The sequence below is a fragment of the Klebsiella sp. 2-CIP_Kleb. genome, assembly GCF_050378715.1.
Taxonomy (GTDB): domain Bacteria; phylum Pseudomonadota; class Gammaproteobacteria; order Enterobacterales; family Enterobacteriaceae; genus Klebsiella; species Klebsiella quasipneumoniae.
This window is the reverse complement of record NZ_JBNRLG010000012.1, coordinates 1-18,422: the sequence shown is the minus strand read 5'-3', so window position 1 is coordinate 18,422 and position 18,422 is coordinate 1. Positions and strand designations below refer to the sequence as shown.

The following is an 18,422-nucleotide window of genomic DNA, read 5'->3' as shown; positions in this document are numbered from 1 at the left end:
TCAGCATGGTTTATTGCGCGGATTGCTGACTCATGATTTCCTTAATTCGTTCCTTGGTCTTATTGGTGAGAACATCGTTTTCCGGTATTTTTTGATTTTTCATCAGGTCGTCCATAAAGTTGGTGAAATCAAGCTTGTTAAAATCAATCCCCTGGAGTTCCGCGGTGGTAATGCCCCGACAGTCAGGACTGCTGGCGCCGCCAAAACCGATATGCAGCTGACCGTTTCTTCCCTGCTGCTGAACGATCTGCGCCAGTTTTGAGTCGAACTGGCAATAGCTCCTTTTTTTCTCCAGGCAAATACCCAGAACTTTTTTAGAGCAGAATTCCCCGATACTGACCGTCAGCTTGTCTTTTTTCGCTTTGGCCAGCGCCTTTTCCTCGCTGCTGCAGCGTGCCAGCCCCACATCCTGGCCCCAGCCGCTGTCTTTGCAGCAGTTACTGAAGCCGGCAGCAAATTTCTTACAGAACTTCGCTTTTCCGGTGAAGGCCCGGACATCCACCCCGTTCAGTGCCGCGACGTCCTTCCCCGCGGCTGCCAGTGCCGCCAGCTCAGATACCGCCTGCCCAAAGTCATTGCTCTTCCCGGACGTGGCTTTGTCACATTCACCATCAAGGCAGAAGACATCACCGCCGCAGATCATTTGCTTGCCACTCGTCCTGGTTTCGCAGGAATACGTTGCATATTCATGCAGGCACGTGCCTTCCTCGCTGGAGAAGGCGCACTGGCGGGATGACAGAGTACAGGCCGTATTTTTCATCAGGCTTTCACAGGAGCCGCTGTCCGCCGGCTGCGTGAGCCAGGTATCCTTATATTTCCAGCAGGCTTCCGTGAACGAGTAATCCCTGCCTCCGAGGGTGATGGTTCGCGTTCCTCCCGGACTGATACATTCCTCCCCCGTTTTTTTTCCTTCATCCTTACTGAACGGACAGCTTTCAACCCAGACGACTTCAGGTGCGTAGACGGTTTCGGTTTCTTCCATCACCAGGGTGACCGTGACCTGTACGGGTTTCTGGCTACCCGATGATACGGTCCGTGATGTTTTGCTTACTGAAAAGTTCTGCCCTGCAGTAACCGCTTTGTCCACACCAAACGACTGATGAATCTTCCCCTTCCCGTCATAGGTATATTTCGTACAATGCGTGTTCTGACCGCCTGAACACATCGATTCTGAACGTGGCCAGCTGATCACATCTATGGGGAACGTTCGTTCAAAGAGGGTCAGGCTTTCACTGACTGCACTCTTGCAGCTATCCCGCACCTTCCCTTCGGAATCGCATTCTTCAATCCAGGGGATCACCAGAGGCTCACCATCCACCGAGGCATTCAGCAGACGACCGTTGGTCGGGATCGTCAGGTTGCCACTCCATTGCCGGGTACTCCGGGCATAATTCAGCGTCACCACCTGCTGATAGGTTCGGTTAACTTTCTGCGTGGTGGCGTTATCCTTCAGGGTCGCTTCCCGTGTGCAAAAATTTTCCACCTGCAGATCACGTTCGCAGGTATGGTTTGTGAACTCGCTGCGGTTCACAACCTGGGCGGTACAGGACTGTCCGGTATCACCGACAATGCTGTCGGCACGGGATTCTGTATCCTTTGCGGCCTGAATAAACGGCGCATCCTGAGATATCTGATCCGGTGGCCGGTTCGTGAACGACTCCGTAATCGTTTTGCCGGTATCTCCCTGGCTGAACTCCAGGGCTGAATCGCTTTTCAGAGAGCTGTCTCCGCTGGCAGTGACGCCGCCGTAGTATTTGGTCTGATCCGGGTTGTCGGTATACCCCGGCAGGTTTTGCTCACCACTGAAATTTTTTAGTGAGTTCAGACCATTGCCCTGCACCTGTTTCGCAAAATCCGAACCGGCTTTATAGTCACTTCCACTGTCAGCGCAGGCGGGGGATGCCAGCCAGATGAAGGCGCTCAGGACAAAAAAATGCGCGGTCAGCACGGAAATAACCGTCTTCATTTACACCCTCCCTCATCCCTCACCATTTCCGGTAACGCCATGAAGTACGGTTTATCTTTCATGGCTGGCTCCCGGCGGCATTCGAGGGCGCATCAAGCATCTGCCGGGCCACCTGTGCGCAGTCACCGGTTTGTGCCACTTTCTCCAGCGCCTGTTTGACGTGAATGTTACCGCGTACCACGTCATACCCGGCCTGACACCGTACCACCAGAGACGGCACACTCCGGATGCTGTACTGCGTATATAGTGTCGGGTCGATCTGCACTCCGTCGGTCACGCCATCCTTCACCAGCTGCAGCACCGCGTCAGTGGTGGTCTTCATGTCGTTATTGACGAGCCCACGCAGTGTCGCCGGAATGCCGTACTGCCGGGTTTCGTGCAGCATCCGCTTCAGCCCCTCTTCAGGTATCGAGAAGGAGACAAAGTACAGCGCCCCTTCTGCTGGCTTTTCCTGATTCGCCGCTTTCTGCTGGCTGACCAGATTATCGATAAACTGGCGGTCTGATTTGGGCAGAGGATTACGGTTGATTTGCGCCTCAAGCTCCTGCTGCAGCTGTTTATCCGGATGCTGGCGCAGCTGTTCGCTGAGGTTCTCCTGCTGCTTCAGCCATTCTCTGTCTGTAACAGAGGAGGTTTCAGCCAACACTGCTCGTCCGGTCAGCAAAAGCATGACCATAAACAGATTCATTAATTTCATGAGAGACTCCTGTCAGAGAAAGACACAATTGCGTTTACGCCACATCAGATAGCCATAGTTCTTACGGGTGTTGGGTGGATTTTTACCGGCCTCCCAGCGCATCACGCTGCGCCCCACGGGATGGCATTGGCCGCTGTCCGGGTACATGTTCACCATCTGATAGCGCCAGCGCTCTTTGGGGATGATCGGGGACGGATACTCATAGCAGACCGCCTTGTCCTTCCCGATGCTCTCCATAATTTGTCCCTGCCGGTGAAGCTTGTACGCCATGCGCTCGCTGACAAGTAACGAGGACTGCAGCGGACTGGACTCGTTGCTTACCCAGCCGCTAAACGGGTACATCGAACCCTGAGAGCCGGCACACCAGAACAGAATATCGAGTGGCATATGAAACGCGCTGGCCATAGCGTCAGCCGCGCACGCCCCCTGTGCGATGGGGTTGGCAAACAGGATGGCTTCCGGATTCAGAATGGTGGTGAGGCTGCTGTCCACCCAGGTCGGGTCAATCTCGGACAGATAGGCTATATCCATGTCTCCGCCTTCCAGACAGCCTGCGGAGGTGATGATGTTCAGCCAGTAGGTCAGCGGGTACTTGTACCAGTGAACGTGATAAAAAGCGCCGTTCACCTGCTTGTCGTCCTTTCTCGCGGTCCCCATACCGGTCTTGCCGAGATTGATACTGAAGCCCCCCAGATTGACCATACAGCCAGGCGAACGGCTGACGTCCGTCATGGCCATCGGCTCCCAGTACCCGATGGCCAGGCCGGGGCGAACAAAAATCGGTGGCGGCGCCGGACACAGCTGCAGGGGACTACCCGGATTGCTGGTATCAGGCAGATCGCCTTTACCAACCTGCACGCTGCCGAGCGACAGGGGGAAGATGCAGCGCCAGCACACATCGGTGATCGGGTTAACAAACCGGCCCTCACAGGAGGGATCAGCAGCCGCACTGAGGCTGTACCCCCACAACATCAGGGCACTCAGGAAAAGCGTCAGGGTTTTCACAGAAACATCCTTATTTTACAGGGAAGGTCTCAATATTCAGGCGTTCACCGGATGGCGCCGGCGTGATCCGCGCCGGGACTGCCGTCAGGCCAAATCGCTTGCTCAGTACGCCGTTCTGGTCGAAATAGATCCGGCTGTCCAGCGCTGCGGAGGTGTCCGGGATACTGCCACGCACCAGGATAATTTTGCTCATCAGGGTTTCCGGCACCTGACGCTTCATCCAGGCCAGCTGGTCGGCATCGTCACCATTGATGAAGTACAGAGTCTGGACAAACGGTACGGTTTTAAGCGGGTTCACCACATCGCCCTTGCGGGCAAACACCCGCCCCTCATTGTCCTTCAGGTCTTCGGTCAGGCGGATGCTGGGATCAAACCAGCGCTGCTCGTATTTCTCCGCACGCTTAATGCCCTCCACCGGTGCCGGACGCTGACTGTTCTCGATAACCCGCTGCTTAAACGCATCCATCGTCTGGTCCCACTGGCCAGAAGATTGCAGCGACTGCAGACGCTGCGTGATGAGCTGCAGCATGTCCTGCTCCCGGATGGGCCATAAATCCCCCCAGGTACCGAGATCAGCCGCCTGAGTCAGCGGCGATAGCAGACAGGCGGCGAGCAGACAGCCTTTCAGTCGTAACATTACTGTTCTCCTTTCATGCGGCGGGCAATGTCGTGCTGGATGTTGCGGGTCACATCGGGCGCGCCCTGAACCACGGCAGGTGAAACCAGAATGACCACATGATGCTGCTGCTGATACTCCGCCAGACTCTTCTCCAGCGCGTCGTTAAACCGATCAGAGAGCGCTTTTGACTGTGCCTCTGTCAGCTGCTTCTGACTCACACTGTCCATAAAACTGTCGAGCGTCTTCTTCATATCAAAAGCCACCACCCGCGGCGTGGAGTACTCCAGAACCACGCGCGAGAGAAACGCGCTGGTTGCCAGGGCGAAAAACACGAGAGCAACGATGACGGGTATCCGGCGAAAGGGATGAGAGGTCGTACTGACCGGTTGTTCGGTGTTGTTTTTCATCACTGTTTATCCTCCATGTCATTCACCGGTATTCGGGATTCAAGCTCAGCCATTTCGTCTTTAAAGTTGCGGCACGCCAGTCCGTACACCGCATCGTGGATATCGACCCCCTCCTGCCGGCGCGCTTGCATGTACTCAAAATCCGGGCCTTTGGAGGAGTACATCGCCCGGCTGAGCGGGTCGACGAACAGGCGGTGCCAGGAGCAGTTCGCTTCCACCTGCAGCATAAAGGAGGAGAACCACTGCTCTTTTGCCGAGCCGAAGCCGTTAATCATGTCTTTCTCCAGCTTGCTGAACTGATCCGGGTACAGCTGGTTATACTTGGCAAACTCTTTGGCTGACTGCTTCAGAATGGCCTTGTACGATGAGTTCCCCCACGCTGCACGTGCGGCGCTGGAGGCGGTCGGGGAGTCGAAGTCGACGATGTTCTGCGTGATGGTGATGTATGCGCCGGTATGTCGACGCGCGGTACGGTAGCCTTTCTCGATGAACTGACCCACTTTTTCATTCTTGAAATCAAGAAGCTTCCAGCCCTCATCGATGACGTTCAGTTTTTTCAGGCCACGCGGTGACTGATACATCCTGTTCTCGATGTAAATAATCAATGAAAACATCACAGCGATAAGCAGAGAGGGCCTCGACTCCAGGCCACCGAGTTCCAGTACCACCATCCGGGCATCATCGTGGAGTGTTGGTTTATCTGAGTTGAAATAGTCCCCGTAGATCCCATTCACCGTGTACTGATCGAGCAGGATTATCATCTCGTCCAGACGGCCCCGGATTGTCGGGGAATCAGCATATTCATCGCTGTCCTTCGCGTCCTGTAAAAACTGCACTACGTCATCAACGCGTGCCTGATTACGTTTGCTTAACCAGGCCGCCTGAACTGCCTGCAGAAGCAAGCCTTCATGGACTTCATCGAGGTTGCCGTTCGGACTGGCCATCACCGACATCTGATCGCGTATACGTTCTGCTGACATGTCGAAGTGAGCATCATCCAGCACGTTGGCGAACGGGTTAAACTTGAGGGTATCGCCATCGAGATATACGCCCCCCATGTTTTCACACAGGGACTTATAGCCATCGCCCATATCGAACACCCAGGCAAACCCGCCGGAGTCGAGCACACTGCGAATGAGGGGCTGAATCAGACCGGTTTTACCCGCCCCGGACGTCCCGCAGACCGCCATGTTGAAATTGGTATTGTTCATTCCCTCGTAGAACAGGTCGATGAACGCCAGCTGGTTTCGGTAGGTGGGCGCCAGGAGTCCCGCCGGCGCCAGCGGGCTGTCAGCGACGATCGGCAGGAGGTTAGCCACCTGGAACGTCTCCGCCCGCTTAACCACGCCTGCCGCCTGCAGCTCTTTAAACAGACCCTCACCACACTTGAACGGCATCATGGCCAGAAAGTTACGCAGGTGATGGTAGCGGGCCGGGATAAGCTGGAAACCGCCTTTACGGTAGCTGTTGAGCACCTGCTGTTCAGCGGCGAGAGAGGCCTCTGTGCTGTCTGCGGTGTACGTGGTGATATTAAAGAAGTAGGACACCAGGGAGGTCTGGTTGGTCGACAGTCGCTGGCGGATATCGCCCCACTCCTGCATTTCCTTTATCACGTTCGGAAAGTACTTCGCGTAGGAGGTTTTGCTTTTCTTCTCCACGTCCATGAACTTCAGGTTGGCTTCGTTCTGGGTCTTCACCTGGTCCTCCACCATCAGCGTCAGCGTGATGACAAAGGGGCAGGAAATGGAGAGCTCCGGGTTAAGCAGGTTGGCGTAGTTGTCCGCAGCGGTCCAGAGGAAGGCCATTTCCGGATCACTCTCCAGATGGTAGCTCGTCACCCGGGTCACGCACTCTTTCCCGTCGCGCCCCAGGCGGCCAATTTTCAGATGACCGGCGGTGACCTGCATATCAAAGCTGTCATCGACACATTGATAGTTCAGATCCTGATAGGGGTCCAGCTTATACGGTACGCGGTACATTTCGTGCGGGTCCGGGTTTATCAGCTCACGCATCAGTTCGACCAGCCCGGCAGCATCAAGGATACGCGTCGGAATATAGGCACCGCCCAGTGACGCCCGCAGGATTTTTATCTGGTTCTCCATCTCGACAATTTGCGTGGTGGAGTTCTTCTTCCTGGGTACACAGCAGGAGATGTACACGCGGTAGTTACGCAGCGTCAGGGGCAAATCCAGATCAGGAGGCAGGGGGAACTTCGTCTCCGCTGCCCGGAGGTAGTAGGCCTGGGTAATGGCGTTAAACTTCTTAGCCTGTTTACCACTCCAGCGGAATTCACGCAGACCATAGTCGATATCATTGCCGACCAGTTTGCTGGAGACCAGATGAAAACTGACCGGGACGCCCCGGGGCAGTTTGCTGCGCAGTAAATGCTCCAGTGTTGCGACGATACTTTTATCCGCACCGGGTAAAGGACGCGCCTCAAACATAAAACCGACGGTTTTGTTATTAATAAACAGACCGGTCGCGGAATCATAATCCTTATAGGGCAGAATACGGCTGAACTGGGGGAAATTCATGCTGCCCAGCGTGTCATTGGCTTTAGCGGATTCGTCGGGCAGCTTCAGTGCTGATACGAGTGAATTCACAGCCTGGGTGACGGTATCAATGATGTTATTACTCATGCGGTCGTTCCTTTAAAAGTATTTCAAAACAACAAGGGTAATAAATGGCAAGAAGAATATTCATAGCCGCACTAGAAACTCCTTCTTATAATGGAAAGCACAGGAATGAAAAACAATAAACACATGGAGGCAATAATCTGGCCCATAAAGATCGCATCCAACAACATCGCCCCTTGCCACAAACAAATAAGCAGAGTGATAAATAATAAAACCACATGAAAGAAAACAATCAGGAACAGAAGGTTCGCTGAGAACTCCCCATCACTAATTTCCACCTCCAGGCAGAAAAAATAAAACACACACAAACTACAGATAATATAGAGGCCTTCATGTCGAATACCCTGAAAGAAATCAGGAGAAAACTCTCCTGCCAGTCCATTGTACGTCAGCCTGACTCCCAGATAGATGAGCCAGTAGACTGGAGGGATAAACAAAAAACCATACTTTCTAAAAAACAGCATCATATCCATCCCCTATTTATTTTAACCAGCATTTCATTTTTTGTTAGCTTTATATAATTCCCACTGATGGATATACGAATAATACTGCCTACCAGGCACATTAATGATGATGCCATCACAGTCCAGTTTATTTACAGGGCTGGTAAAAGCGCCTGTCGGTATGTTTACTTCAAGTGTATTGCAGTCGTTTTTCCAGTGTCTACCTGCTTCAAGTTCATCCATCGAAAATGAGTGAATGGAGATAACGAACATCCCGCAAAACCCAACCACCGCCATAAGCGCACAGTATATGAATGTATCGCCTCTGTTAACTCGAAGATTGAATTTTTCAGGGATGGCAACCATTGCCAGCGCACCGACCACACCAATAACAAAAAGAATCAGGCATATACCGTTAAGCCATGCAACGTTATGTCCAAGTATATAGTACGCTTTCACTTTCTTATTCCTTATGCTGCATACTTTCAAATAACGTGAGATTGTTAATACTGACCATCGGTCTTACTATTCACCTGCCCCCATCCGATCAAAGGAATAAATCAAGACATAAAACATATAAAAGATCACTGTGGCTGTAAAAAATCCCGTCATTACTGACAGAGTCAAATCAGGAGAACCGGCCCACATGTTTTTATCCATGAATACCATGAAAGAAAATAAAGCACTGAGACCTGTAAGCCCAAACAACATTAAAATATAGGAAAGCGCATCTCTTATAAAAACACCCATAATTACATAGCCGTAACCACAGATAATGATTGCCATTGCAAAAAACAGTCGTACATAACCATCACTATCAAAACTTAACAGAGATTCAGCCATTTACCCACCCTCACTCAATGTTTCCATCACGCTGTTCAGAGGCTCGCGTGTTTTAATTTCAATGCACTCTCCTGTATTACTTCCGTAACCTCTGCCTCCACGTGCTTCGAGTACCCGTAGCATTTTTATGCAGACATCTGTATTAGGCATGGGAGTAATATCCCAAATTCCACCACCACTACTCGGCGTCATCAGCACCAGAAAAATAAAGGCATGCATACTTTATTGCCTCTGTTTATATATTAACGAATGAATATTTCTTTCATTGCCTCTGCGAGAGTTGTTTGCTTATCGCCACTTATCGCTCTGTCATAATCAGCCTTGCTGACATTTTCAATAACATCACCACACTGAAGTCGATTTTGCGCAGGAGAGAAAAACCCTTTATCAATATTAGTCTCAAGCAACCGGCAGTCATTTTTCCAGTGATGAGAAAGCGCTTCGGGTACTGTATTACTGTCAGTAGAAAATAGCAGGACATAACCTGCCAATAAAAACACCAGCCACATCGCCCATCCGAATAACTCTCTCATAACAAGCTTTTCCTTTCAGTAAATAACATCATTGCACTTTATTTTCAGATAAACTTCCTTCTGGCCTGTACTTAACGGGAAGGTAGCGGGTTGTTCCGTCAGGACAGGACCAGGCATCTTTGCGCCCATTAAATCCTTGTTGAGCATCAAAAGCTGATATCTTGCAGTTTGTTAATGTATTCATTGTATTCTTTTTTCTTAAAATCATTTCCTTATAAGCATCCTCTGGTGACAAAATAACAAGGGCAGTTATAACATGAAGAATTAAAACCCCAGAGAACATGCATACGCGCCACACCCTTCTCTCAAACGCCCTTGATGCAAAAAATCCAACTATCACTCCCATACCAATAGCGAGAAAAAAATAAAATATATAAAATGAGTCAGCCCGAACAAGCTTATAAGAGAATGTTAAGAGATTAATCATAATCAACCCACCTATTTAAATAACGCCTTACACAAAGATACATGAGCGTAATATCTGCGTCTGAGCACGCTACCGCCCATCCCTTTCAACGCAGAGGGCACTCGTTATAATTCAGAAATGAAAACTTACTGCAGCGCCAGTAATGGCGCTGTGAATCAATTAAGGCGAGGTTGTCCCCACGCCGATGGTGTCACGACAAAAAGAACCGTTGCTGGCTGGTGATATACATCATCTGCATCCACGTACGGCGCTATCCACAATGACGTTGTCTCCTCCCCTTTTCTTAATGGCCGGGGATAATTACCAGGAACCGTCACCGGCGATGTAAAAGTTGATACACTCACTGGTCGAACAGCTGGCGCTACAGCCACGGGCCGATACACCGGCGTACTGACTTTCCTGTTATTCGTCAGCAATCCTGACGTTACTGTATTAGTCGGTGCAGTTGTCGTTGCTCCGGGACGCATTAAATTTGGCTGTGGCGGCAACGGGTACGAATTAACTGATGTGGTTCTGAAATTACCCTCAGCCAGTTGTGGCAACCCGGCCGCAGCCGGCTTTGCATCACTGCGTTCCTCTTTCAGCTTCGCTTTTTCATTTGCCTGCTCCATCGTCATACAGGTATCCGACGTCGTGGCATTACATTGAAATTCGGTCTCTGTGCCCGCACACCCGGTTAAGAGCAAAGCGCTGCCCAGAGGAATTAACAGCATTAATTCCTTCATATATTCACCCGTAATCTGTTTATTTTTTAAAAATCGATTTCCAGTCAGTCTTCCTGAATACTGCTTCTGCAAGATTATTAGCAGCCCTTACAAGCTCCTCATAAAGTTTGGGGTCTAAATAATTTGCAGATTGAGGTACAGGCTTAGGCTCCTTTTTCTCCTGCTTCCTGTTCATTACGCAGGCCCCCCCTGACATCCTTCACCCGAGAAATCCCCTGCGGAAAGGAGTCCTACGGAAAACCACAGCCATCCCGGTAAACACCACCGCCATCAGCAGCCAGAGCCAGAGAATATTATGCGTATAGCTCTGGTCGATATATGCTGCATACCCTGCCGCATCCGTACTGACGGTGGTGCAGTCTTCCTGTAAAACCGGAGGCAGTGGTGTGTTCACCGCATCACCATTGAGTTCTTTCGGCCACGTGCAGTCCTGAATGACATATCCCTCCTGCTGCACAGACTCTACGGTTTTCACCAGCGTCTGGCCGAACGTGTACGGTCCCGTCCGGAACACCAGAACAACCAGTAACATCATCATGGCCAGCGGATACACCACCGCACACTTAACCAGCCAGTGAGCCCAGCGCAGTGCAGACAGAACAGCAGTAATGAGAGACTTAGCCATTATTTTCCCCCTGCGGCGCTGCGCCCGGAGAGAACTCACGCGGATCAAGTTTGCCCAGCTTCTTCAGCATCTCGTCAGTATTGAATCCGTTCATACCGCCGCCTGACTGATGATGTGCATCAGCCTGCTGTGCCGGCTCCGCCTCCTGATTCTGAGCCTGCTGTTGCCCGTTCTTTTCCGCTTCCAGTTCTTCAATCGTTTTCAGCTGGAATCCATCCTGGAACACGACGGTCACTTCGTTGCCGGCACCAATCGGAATGACCGGGTGATACTGCTCGGCCCTTTTGATGTAGTACTCGCTCAGCGTCTGCGCAGCTTTAGATGCACCACCGCCGACCCCCATTTTCAGAACGTCACCGGCGCCAACAGATGCGGTTGCCCCCAGGCCAACAGCCGGCTGTGAAGCCCGTTCCATGCCCTGACCAATCCCGTCAACAAAACCGGCCCCCCATGCCCAGCCGAGGATTTTTCCGTTACGCATCACCACCTCTCCCTTAACCCCGTTTTTCCCCATAAAGGAAACGTGGCCGTTAATGGGCTGATCGATGGTTTTATCACCTTTGATACAGCTGATATTGCGGGTACGGACAATGGCGCGTTCGCTGGAGACATCGCCCCAGGCTTCAAGGCCCACAAAACACCCTGTCAGGTCGTAGGTTTTGCTGTTTGGCATTTCCACGCGACCGGTGATACGCAACTGCATCGGTACAGTTGATTCATTCCCGGTAACAGACGCGTTGGCATCTGCCCCCTCGATAAGCATGCTTTTTGCAAAGCTCCCCGACGGAATGTACGGCAATGACTTCGTTTTTTTTCCTTTGTCGTAACTGAACGTTTTACGCTGTATCTGGTTTGGTACCGGTACAGACTGGTAGCTGACCTGCGGCGGCGGTGTCATACCATTCCCCGGATAGAATGCCGTCGGAGGCGGTACCGCGGCGCCGGTTTGCGGCGGATAACTGGCTGGCTGCGGCTCCCCTTCCGGACCGGGTGGCGGTGACGGAGGAGTCGGCGCGGGCTCGCCACCAGAGACAGCCGGTTTCACGCCCAGCGCCTTCAGCTGATTCTGCATGGCTTCATTGTCACTGCTGAGTTTGTCAATACGTATCTGGTCAGCGGTTCGCGCCTTACTCAGTAGTTCCACTTCCCCCTGCAGGGAGTCAAAACGCTTGTTGAGATCAGCGGCAGTCGCCTGCATTTCGGTGGTCGCGTGCTGCTCCACCTTACTGTTGAAGCTGCTGTCGACCACCCCGGTCATATCCGGCGCGGGTTCGCCCTGAGCCGGGGCTTCCTCATCAGAGCTCATGTTCAGATCTGACAGATACAGCCCGCCTCCGACGGCTGCTGCGCCGCCCGCCAGAATGAGTCCCAGCCAGATATATTGTTTACGTTTGATCAGCGTGTTGAAGTTGGCCATCAGCGCTTCACTCCTTCATCTGACGTCGTGACCCAGATCTGCATGCGACCACCGGCAGTCAGCAGGCCCGCCGGGGTACTGAACATGACCGCACGTGTTCCGGGCTGCCAGAAATCGCTTTCACGCACCATACGGGCCGACAGGGAGACATTGTCCAGACTGTAACGGACAACTTTCAGGTGATGACCGACCCAGACCCGATCGGCAGTGGCGCGCAGACCAGCCGGCACCTGCAGCACTTCAGAAGTGACGGGGACAGACTGATACTCATCGGGTACGCTGCCCTGACGCACGGCGCGATTCAGCGAAACCAGTAACGATTCATAGGGATTCGACTCTTCCCAGGCTTTTGCCGGACCGGGGGTACCCGCCAGCTCGCTGACCAGCTGAATTGTCCGGCCTGAGCCCGCACGGGGCACGGCACGAATGGAGAAGTTCAGCCCGCGTTCGGTTTCCACAATGAAGGTGAATGGTTTTTTACTGACGGTCGCCAGAATGGCGCCGCCGCTGTCGGTCTGCTCCTGGTTTGTCAGGCCGCCGTCCAGGCTGTTTATCGCCGTGATGCGATCTCCAGGTACTGTGAACAGATTCGGATCGGTGTTACTCACGGCAATATTTGCCTGACCGCCATTGGTCAGGGGAACCACTGTCGGCGCCAGCGTACCGCTAAGGGTCGCTGACATCGCAGGGGCGACCAACAGCAGACAACCTGAAATAAATAACGGGTTATTTTTTTTCATTATTTATTTCTCCGAAACGCGCCAGCCAGCTGACACCATCGACACGACTGAACTGAATGACATAACTTTTAATTTCACTGTAGGGTTTGGAATCCCCTATCCACGTTTTCAGCTCACCCCGGATATCCACGCGGTTCTCTGCCGGCCACGCACGGATCGAGGTCATATAAAAGGTGGCATTAACGTTATTGTCTTTAATGCGTTTCGCATCTTCAGCCAGCTGGACCTTTAGGCTGTTCTGCGCAGCGGGTAATACATACCGGAGAAGCTGCTGATGCTGGGCATCAACCGTTTCCGGCGTGACATTCAGACGCAGGGCAACAAAGGACAGGCCCAGCTGCTCAATATAAGAAGCGTCAGCCTGGTTCTGAGACACCGCAAAGGGGGCACGGAATAACATCGGTGTCACCGCCACTTTCTGTTCCGTCTGCAGACGGTAATTATTTATGCCCTGGATAATATTGGTCGCAAGACTGAGGGTCAGGAGTGTCCCCAGACTGATAAATCCCACAGCGATAACGCGGGTGGTATTTTGTCTGGCACCATGTTCCATATGTTATTTCCCCGTTGATTTATTTAATCCACTGCCGGAAACAGGAGTCCGGAACATCATGAAAGAAACCTTTAAGAAGGGAGGTTGGCAGATACCAGTAAATCAGGTCGCGTAGCCAGAAACTGCCCCGCCCTTTTTTCAGTTTCTTGATACCCCAGAAAACCAGTGCCGCTGCAGCCATACCAAAAATGAACTTGCTGGTCCAGAAACCCCAGCCGAGACAAATCACGGCCGGGATAAGTTCATCGAGATATAAGCCAAACCAGCGGGACTGGTTAGTCAGTGTTTCCGGGAAACGGTATCGCTTTAATTCGTCTCCCGTCATCACGTGCTTCCTGTCAGTAACCGGCGACCGACATACCGATGGTGATAAAGGTGGAAATAATCGCGAAGCCAAACAAGAACTTCACGTTTTTGGTCATCATGTACATGATGCCGCCGGCGACAACTTCTGCCAAAACCACCCATTTGACGACGCTGGATTGCTTACCAAACGTGCCTTTAACGGTCGCATCCCCGGACTTCATCAGGTCGGTTGCCGTGGTGGTGGCCATCGCAGCATCCGGGAAGAACGCCGCCACAGCAGCAACCGGCAGCGCAACTTTAGCGGCTTTCAGGGCTTTCTTTTTATTGAAAACGCGGGACATAAAAGACGGTTTGGTTTTTTCAGGGACAGCAGAGCCCTGAACACTTAATACAGCATTCATATTTATTTCCTTTTAAATAGATAATGTTTAAATGGTAATACCTTCGGGACTACTTATGTTTCAGATACTGACCTCCTTATCACTTCGACTTCAGAACTATAAAAATCAGGAAATTCGAACAGATGTGCTTTAAGACGAAGATAAACTTCATGCGACTTGCTTCTGTTACTTTTATTTTTAGCTGCAATCAGTTTTTTGTTTGTATCCTCATCAAAGCGGGCCATAACAACAGGACCAAAACTCACACTCTTATATGTTACAGTTGGATAAAAATCTGGATAGCGTAAAAGGTGATCCTTAACCCTAAGCACAACCTCCCCAGCCTTACTACGTCCGCTTCTCTCTTTGGCATTTACCAATTTCAGATGCGTATCTTCATCAAGTTTAAAACTTACGCATGGACCTAATGCCGGACGAGTAGTCATTCGCCTCACTTGCACCTCCACTCTACTTTTCAATAGGAGTAGTCTCACAAATAAAACACCTTAACACAATAGACAAAAGGTCACTATTTATTTAACAATTTATTAACACGACTTCCAATTAAGTCTGTAACAACCTTACAGAATGAAAAGGCCATTCCACTGGCGAATAAAAAATAAAATACCTCTTCTCTCGTGCGGATTGGTAAAGCAGCAAGAATACGATTCACCCTGTTTTTCGATGTTCCAATTGCTATATTTAAAACCTCTGAGATCTGATTGTGGGAGGCACCAAAAGAATATAGAGCCAGAGTCTCAATCTGAACATCAGTTAAAAAACCGACTGCATTTTTAAATTCGTTGATTTTTTTTATAAAACCTGAACGAACAGGAGACAGTAAAAAACCGCCTCGTTGAAGATGACAGAACTTCCACAGAGTGAACTCTGTTCCATCAAATGACATCCGTTCTATTATAAAATCCCATCGGTTCCCATTAATGGGCAAATTTTCCTCAACGAGCATTTTTCGATCGCCTGAGTAAACTTCTGCGTCAAGAGCTGACAGACGTAAAGAAGAGGAGATTTCCAGACGGTTAAACCATATGTTAACGTTAATATTGTGCAGAAAAGTTGTAGCGAAAGAATGATTGAAATGGGAAAAGGATCCATCACGGAGCCTTATACAAGCAGGATGGCTAGAAAGGTTGACAGTTAATTGCATTTCACGAAAGAAATCCAATTGACTACAGTTGGTGTTTTCAATACGATCCATCGAACACATAGGAGCCTCCTCAACAGGATTCTATGGGCAGCTGATGTGAAGGGGGCCAACCCTTCACATCAGCGATTCTCAAATTTTGTGAGACCTTAGCCTCTCAAACTATGATAAATGTAACCCACTTCCCTGTCATTAAAAATACGCAGATCATTCCGCTTTTATTTTTTATATTTTAGTTTAATAATCTAGATAACTTAATGTTGTGTAGTTTACTCTTCGTCACCATCTTCTGATTCTGGAAAGAATGTATCGACCACTTCTTTAGTGTCTTCCAGAATGTTATCAATCATAAATCGCCACTCAAATTTTTGGTTACCTGAGATATGTGGACTCAAACAAGAAATTCCCAAAATTTTGTTGGTTGCAAATTGTGTCTTCAAAACTGTTTCAAGCAAAACCTTATTGAAAGCCATCTGATTAAAGCCGCTTTCTTTCCTTTCCATTTGCGCTTCATAAACTCTCAAGCCTAACTCGACAAGCATCGTAGACACACTGGAAAAACTAACATCTTTCTCCCTGGCGCCCTCAGCTTTCCGTTTCTCCACAATGGCATTAATTTTTTCAGCAACTTCATCGCTAACATATGCCTGTATCTTTGCCATATCCATCCCTTAATATAAAAAGAAATCTTGATACTATTTACAGCCAACCAATTCAGACGATTCACCAACGATTCAATTCGCGATTCGAATCTAGATTCACCGCCTTGAAACTCGATTCATAAGGCGAATCACACCACGAATTGAATCTAGAGTCAATTCGCCAATAAAGCTAGATTTCATAAGGGTTGATTCGTTACTGATTCACCCACGATTTATAAGTGAATCGTTAGCGATTCATCTGCGATTCATATTTATATTACATAATGAAAGATAGTGTAATTTAGTTGAGCATAACTCTATGGTTTAAATAATAAATCTGCAAAATTTTAATTTTGCGTGGGGTGTGGTCATTTTGTGGTGAGGAGTGCATATATGTTGAGTCTCGGTCTTGGATGGGTTAAGGTTATTCCGGGATTTGGCACGGAGGGGAATTCATGAAGGGAGTAGCGTTTGGTATCATCCTGTCTTTAATACCATTGTCATCAATGGCAGCAGACTGCTTTGATATGGCTGGCAGGGATTACAAAATTGATCCGGATCTCCTGCGTGCTATATCATGGCAAGAATCACGATTTAAAATTGATGCGATTGGGCGTAATCCTGTTACGGGTTATGGATCAGGCTTGATGCAAATTGACTCGCAGCATTTCAACGAACTGTCGCGATATGGAATAAAACCGGATCATCTTCTTAGCGATGCTTGTCTTAACATCTACACCGGAGCCTATTATCTGGCTCAGGCGTTTAAAAAGTGGGGCGTTTCGTGGGATGCAGTCGGGGCATACAATGCAGGCTTCAAAAAGACCCCGCGCCAGGCAGCAAGACGTTACGAGTATGCGAAGAAGATCCATTACTACTACACGGCTATCAAAGCAAGCAAACGAACTTCTTCTAAAGATCAGAAAATCGCCATGAACTAAAAAGCCTTCTGATATAAGAAGGCTTGAATTTCTTAAAAATCTACGGCATCTATACCTGGATAATAATCGGCATCACTATCAAAATGAAAAAGCAGATACCCGCCCTCCCGGTGCATTAGTATGAGATTTTTGCGTAAAAATTTAGACACCCCACCTCTTTTTAGCGCCAGAAGATGGCGTTTGAAATCATACATTCTTATAACACAACCATAAGGTGTATCATGTATCCACTCTAAGTAACTATCGCATGTTAGATAATTGGTTGTTGATGAAAGCACCTGAAGAACTCTGATATCACCTTCTTCCATATGTGAAATACTGATACACACAGCTTTAAATTCAAACATAAGTATTCCCACCGTCAAAACGCCGGACAGCTGCCCGGCGCTTATAATTAGCCTTTAAGAGTGCGGAATTTCTCCGCAATTAACCACAATGCCTTATTGAGTTTGACATCACCATCGATTGCTTTTACTGGCCGGGTTGTTGTTCTTTTCCCTTTTTCAGTTCGGCCAGGCAAACCGCCTTTAATCAGATTTTCCTGGACCCTTTGATATGTAGTCCAGATGTCATCTTTTTTATCTTCATAACGGCGCGGATGAATTATCTGTTCAATGCTGACTGGTGCTTTATTTTCATCATCGTATCGGTAGGTTAATGCAGCTTGTCCAAACAGACGCTGTTCTTCTTTGGTTAATGTAATAGACTTCATGACATCAACGCCTTCAGTAATTTTATCGAAAATGCCCAGAACTTCGTAAGCACCTTCTATGACCCTCCCAACAATATCACCTTTATGAGGTACACGAATCTCGCCAAACGACGTACCGCATACAAGGCCATTTGTGCATACAAAACGGAACATACCCGGTATCATTTGATAGCTGGACGATCCATCATGCGAGTTAAGAAGAATAATTTCGGGTACTTCTGTTCCTTTATTGGCCCCTTCACGGCGAAGTCTTACCATATGCTTAGTATGCCCCCGTTTATCCTCATCCCTTACTCGTGACTGACAGGCAAAAAATGGCTGGAAACCTTCTTCACGTAATTTATCCAGCAGTGTAATGGTTGGAATATAGGTATAGCGATCACTACGTGAATTATGCTTTTCTTCTGAAAACACAGAAGGTACAACCTTGACCAATTCATCGTTAGTCAGTGGGCGTTCCTGACGAATGGAATGAGTAAGTCCAAATCGGGATGCTAAACGCATATTATTCTCCTTCACCTGTTTAATTTTTTAACCATCACCCGTTGAGTTGCCGGGGCCGCGGTTTTGACTTTGTGCGGGGACCTGCTGAACCTGCCCCCTGGATATAACCTTCACCCGTTTGAGAGCCGTTCGCCGCGAGG

24 protein-coding genes and 1 pseudogene are annotated in these 18,422 nt (G+C 49.6%); 1 reads left to right on the top strand and 24 read right to left on the bottom strand.

Annotation, left to right across the window (positions count from 1 at the left end; all coding sequences use genetic code 11):
- Nucleotides 1–10: 10 nt before the first annotated feature.
- From traN to traM, 22 genes and pseudogenes are all read right to left on the bottom strand, one after another.
- The gene (gene traN / locus ACQUTP_RS24335) at nucleotides 11–1,966 is read right to left on the bottom strand and encodes a type-F conjugative transfer system mating-pair stabilization protein TraN (RefSeq protein WP_015065636.1); all 1,956 of its coding nucleotides are present in this window, start codon (nucleotides 1,964–1,966) and stop codon (nucleotides 11–13) included.
- A 58-nt stretch (nucleotides 1,967–2,024) separates the two neighbouring features.
- A complete protein-coding gene (gene trbC, locus ACQUTP_RS24330; RefSeq protein WP_015065635.1) occupies nucleotides 2,025–2,663 on the bottom strand; it encodes a type-F conjugative transfer system pilin assembly protein TrbC in 639 nt (212 codons plus the stop codon).
- Nucleotides 2,664–2,675: 12 nt separating this feature from the next.
- Complete coding sequence (traU, locus tag ACQUTP_RS24325; protein WP_015065634.1) at nucleotides 2,676–3,635, bottom strand: conjugal transfer pilus assembly protein TraU; 960 nt, start codon at nucleotides 3,633–3,635, stop codon at nucleotides 2,676–2,678.
- Between the two features lie 43 nt (nucleotides 3,636–3,678).
- Nucleotides 3,679–4,305: a type-F conjugative transfer system protein TraW gene (gene traW, locus ACQUTP_RS24320; RefSeq protein ID WP_015065633.1), complete on the bottom strand. Its 627-nt coding sequence runs from the start codon at nucleotides 4,303–4,305 to the stop codon at nucleotides 3,679–3,681.
- Entirely contained in the window at nucleotides 4,305–4,694 is a 390-nt protein-coding gene (trbI, locus tag ACQUTP_RS24315; RefSeq protein WP_004152506.1) for a type-F conjugative transfer system protein TrbI, read from the bottom strand. The genes traW and trbI overlap by 1 nt, the downstream gene beginning before the upstream one ends.
- Nucleotides 4,694–7,333, bottom strand: a complete 2,640-nt coding sequence (gene traC, locus ACQUTP_RS24310) for a type IV secretion system protein TraC (protein ID WP_016528865.1) — start codon at nucleotides 7,331–7,333, stop codon at nucleotides 4,694–4,696. The genes trbI and traC overlap by 1 nt, the downstream gene beginning before the upstream one ends.
- 71 nt (nucleotides 7,334–7,404) lie before the next feature.
- Nucleotides 7,405–7,803, bottom strand: a complete 399-nt coding sequence (locus ACQUTP_RS24305; protein WP_015065631.1) for a hypothetical protein — start codon at nucleotides 7,801–7,803, stop codon at nucleotides 7,405–7,407.
- Between the two features lie 24 nt (nucleotides 7,804–7,827).
- Nucleotides 7,828–8,232 (bottom strand): hypothetical protein, encoded by a 405-nt coding sequence (locus ACQUTP_RS24300; protein WP_023320104.1) that lies wholly within the window; start codon nucleotides 8,230–8,232, stop codon nucleotides 7,828–7,830.
- Between the two features lie 66 nt (nucleotides 8,233–8,298).
- Nucleotides 8,299–8,616 (bottom strand): hypothetical protein, encoded by a 318-nt coding sequence (locus ACQUTP_RS24295; RefSeq protein ID WP_015065629.1) that lies wholly within the window; start codon nucleotides 8,614–8,616, stop codon nucleotides 8,299–8,301.
- The gene (locus ACQUTP_RS24290) at nucleotides 8,617–8,835 is read right to left on the bottom strand and encodes a hypothetical protein (protein ID WP_004171484.1); all 219 of its coding nucleotides are present in this window, start codon (nucleotides 8,833–8,835) and stop codon (nucleotides 8,617–8,619) included.
- 23 nt (nucleotides 8,836–8,858) lie between these two features.
- Complete coding sequence (locus ACQUTP_RS24285; RefSeq protein WP_032426790.1) at nucleotides 8,859–9,149, bottom strand: hypothetical protein; 291 nt, start codon at nucleotides 9,147–9,149, stop codon at nucleotides 8,859–8,861.
- 28 nt (nucleotides 9,150–9,177) lie between these two features.
- On the bottom strand, nucleotides 9,178–9,576 hold the full coding sequence (locus tag ACQUTP_RS24280; RefSeq protein WP_223177007.1) for a hypothetical protein: 399 nt from the start codon (nucleotides 9,574–9,576) through the stop codon (nucleotides 9,178–9,180).
- A 155-nt stretch (nucleotides 9,577–9,731) separates the two neighbouring features.
- Nucleotides 9,732–10,301, bottom strand: coding sequence for a type IV conjugative transfer system lipoprotein TraV (gene traV, locus ACQUTP_RS24275; RefSeq protein ID WP_015065628.1), 570 nt, complete (start codon nucleotides 10,299–10,301; stop codon nucleotides 9,732–9,734).
- 205 nt (nucleotides 10,302–10,506) lie between these two features.
- A pseudogene (gene traP / locus ACQUTP_RS24270) lies at nucleotides 10,507–10,926 on the bottom strand (conjugal transfer pilus-stabilizing protein TraP); the annotation flags it as partial.
- Complete coding sequence (gene traB, locus ACQUTP_RS24265) at nucleotides 10,919–12,343, bottom strand: F-type conjugal transfer pilus assembly protein TraB (RefSeq protein ID WP_040228261.1); 1,425 nt, start codon at nucleotides 12,341–12,343, stop codon at nucleotides 10,919–10,921. The pseudogene traP and the gene traB, both read right to left, overlap by 8 nt.
- Entirely contained in the window at nucleotides 12,343–13,083 is a 741-nt protein-coding gene (traK, locus tag ACQUTP_RS24260; RefSeq protein ID WP_428902476.1) for a type-F conjugative transfer system secretin TraK, read from the bottom strand. Before traK ends, traB begins: the two co-directional genes overlap by 1 nt.
- Nucleotides 13,070–13,636 (bottom strand): type IV conjugative transfer system protein TraE, encoded by a 567-nt coding sequence (gene traE / locus ACQUTP_RS24255; protein WP_428902477.1) that lies wholly within the window; start codon nucleotides 13,634–13,636, stop codon nucleotides 13,070–13,072. Before traE ends, traK begins: the two co-directional genes overlap by 14 nt.
- 19 nt (nucleotides 13,637–13,655) lie before the next feature.
- On the bottom strand, nucleotides 13,656–13,961 hold the full coding sequence (traL, locus tag ACQUTP_RS24250) for a type IV conjugative transfer system protein TraL (RefSeq protein ID WP_015065625.1): 306 nt from the start codon (nucleotides 13,959–13,961) through the stop codon (nucleotides 13,656–13,658).
- Between the two features lie 13 nt (nucleotides 13,962–13,974).
- A complete protein-coding gene (traA, locus tag ACQUTP_RS24245; RefSeq protein ID WP_004178060.1) occupies nucleotides 13,975–14,343 on the bottom strand; it encodes a type IV conjugative transfer system pilin TraA in 369 nt (122 codons plus the stop codon).
- A gap of 53 nt (nucleotides 14,344–14,396) precedes the next feature.
- The gene (locus ACQUTP_RS24240; protein ID WP_004208838.1) at nucleotides 14,397–14,768 is read right to left on the bottom strand and encodes a TraY domain-containing protein; all 372 of its coding nucleotides are present in this window, start codon (nucleotides 14,766–14,768) and stop codon (nucleotides 14,397–14,399) included.
- 83 nt (nucleotides 14,769–14,851) lie between these two features.
- Nucleotides 14,852–15,547, bottom strand: a complete 696-nt coding sequence (locus ACQUTP_RS24235) for a transcriptional regulator TraJ family protein (protein WP_015065624.1) — start codon at nucleotides 15,545–15,547, stop codon at nucleotides 14,852–14,854.
- A gap of 206 nt (nucleotides 15,548–15,753) precedes the next feature.
- Nucleotides 15,754–16,146, bottom strand: coding sequence for a conjugal transfer relaxosome DNA-binding protein TraM (traM, locus tag ACQUTP_RS24230; RefSeq protein WP_004206766.1), 393 nt, complete (start codon nucleotides 16,144–16,146; stop codon nucleotides 15,754–15,756).
- A gap of 434 nt (nucleotides 16,147–16,580) precedes the next feature.
- On the opposite strand from traM, the gene ACQUTP_RS24225 reads away from it, so the two are divergent.
- On the top strand, nucleotides 16,581–17,066 hold the full coding sequence (locus ACQUTP_RS24225; protein WP_001568108.1) for a transglycosylase SLT domain-containing protein: 486 nt from the start codon (nucleotides 16,581–16,583) through the stop codon (nucleotides 17,064–17,066).
- Between the two features lie 32 nt (nucleotides 17,067–17,098).
- Here ACQUTP_RS24225 and ACQUTP_RS24220 read toward each other — a convergent pair whose 3' ends face one another.
- Nucleotides 17,099–17,413 carry a DUF5983 family protein gene (locus tag ACQUTP_RS24220; protein ID WP_001568110.1) on the bottom strand — a complete coding sequence of 105 codons (315 nt, stop codon included), beginning with the start codon at nucleotides 17,411–17,413 and terminating at the stop codon, nucleotides 17,099–17,101.
- 47 nt (nucleotides 17,414–17,460) lie between these two features.
- The gene (locus ACQUTP_RS24215) at nucleotides 17,461–18,282 is read right to left on the bottom strand and encodes a DUF932 domain-containing protein (RefSeq protein ID WP_015065622.1); all 822 of its coding nucleotides are present in this window, start codon (nucleotides 18,280–18,282) and stop codon (nucleotides 17,461–17,463) included.
- Nucleotides 18,283–18,422: the final 140 nt, after the last annotated feature.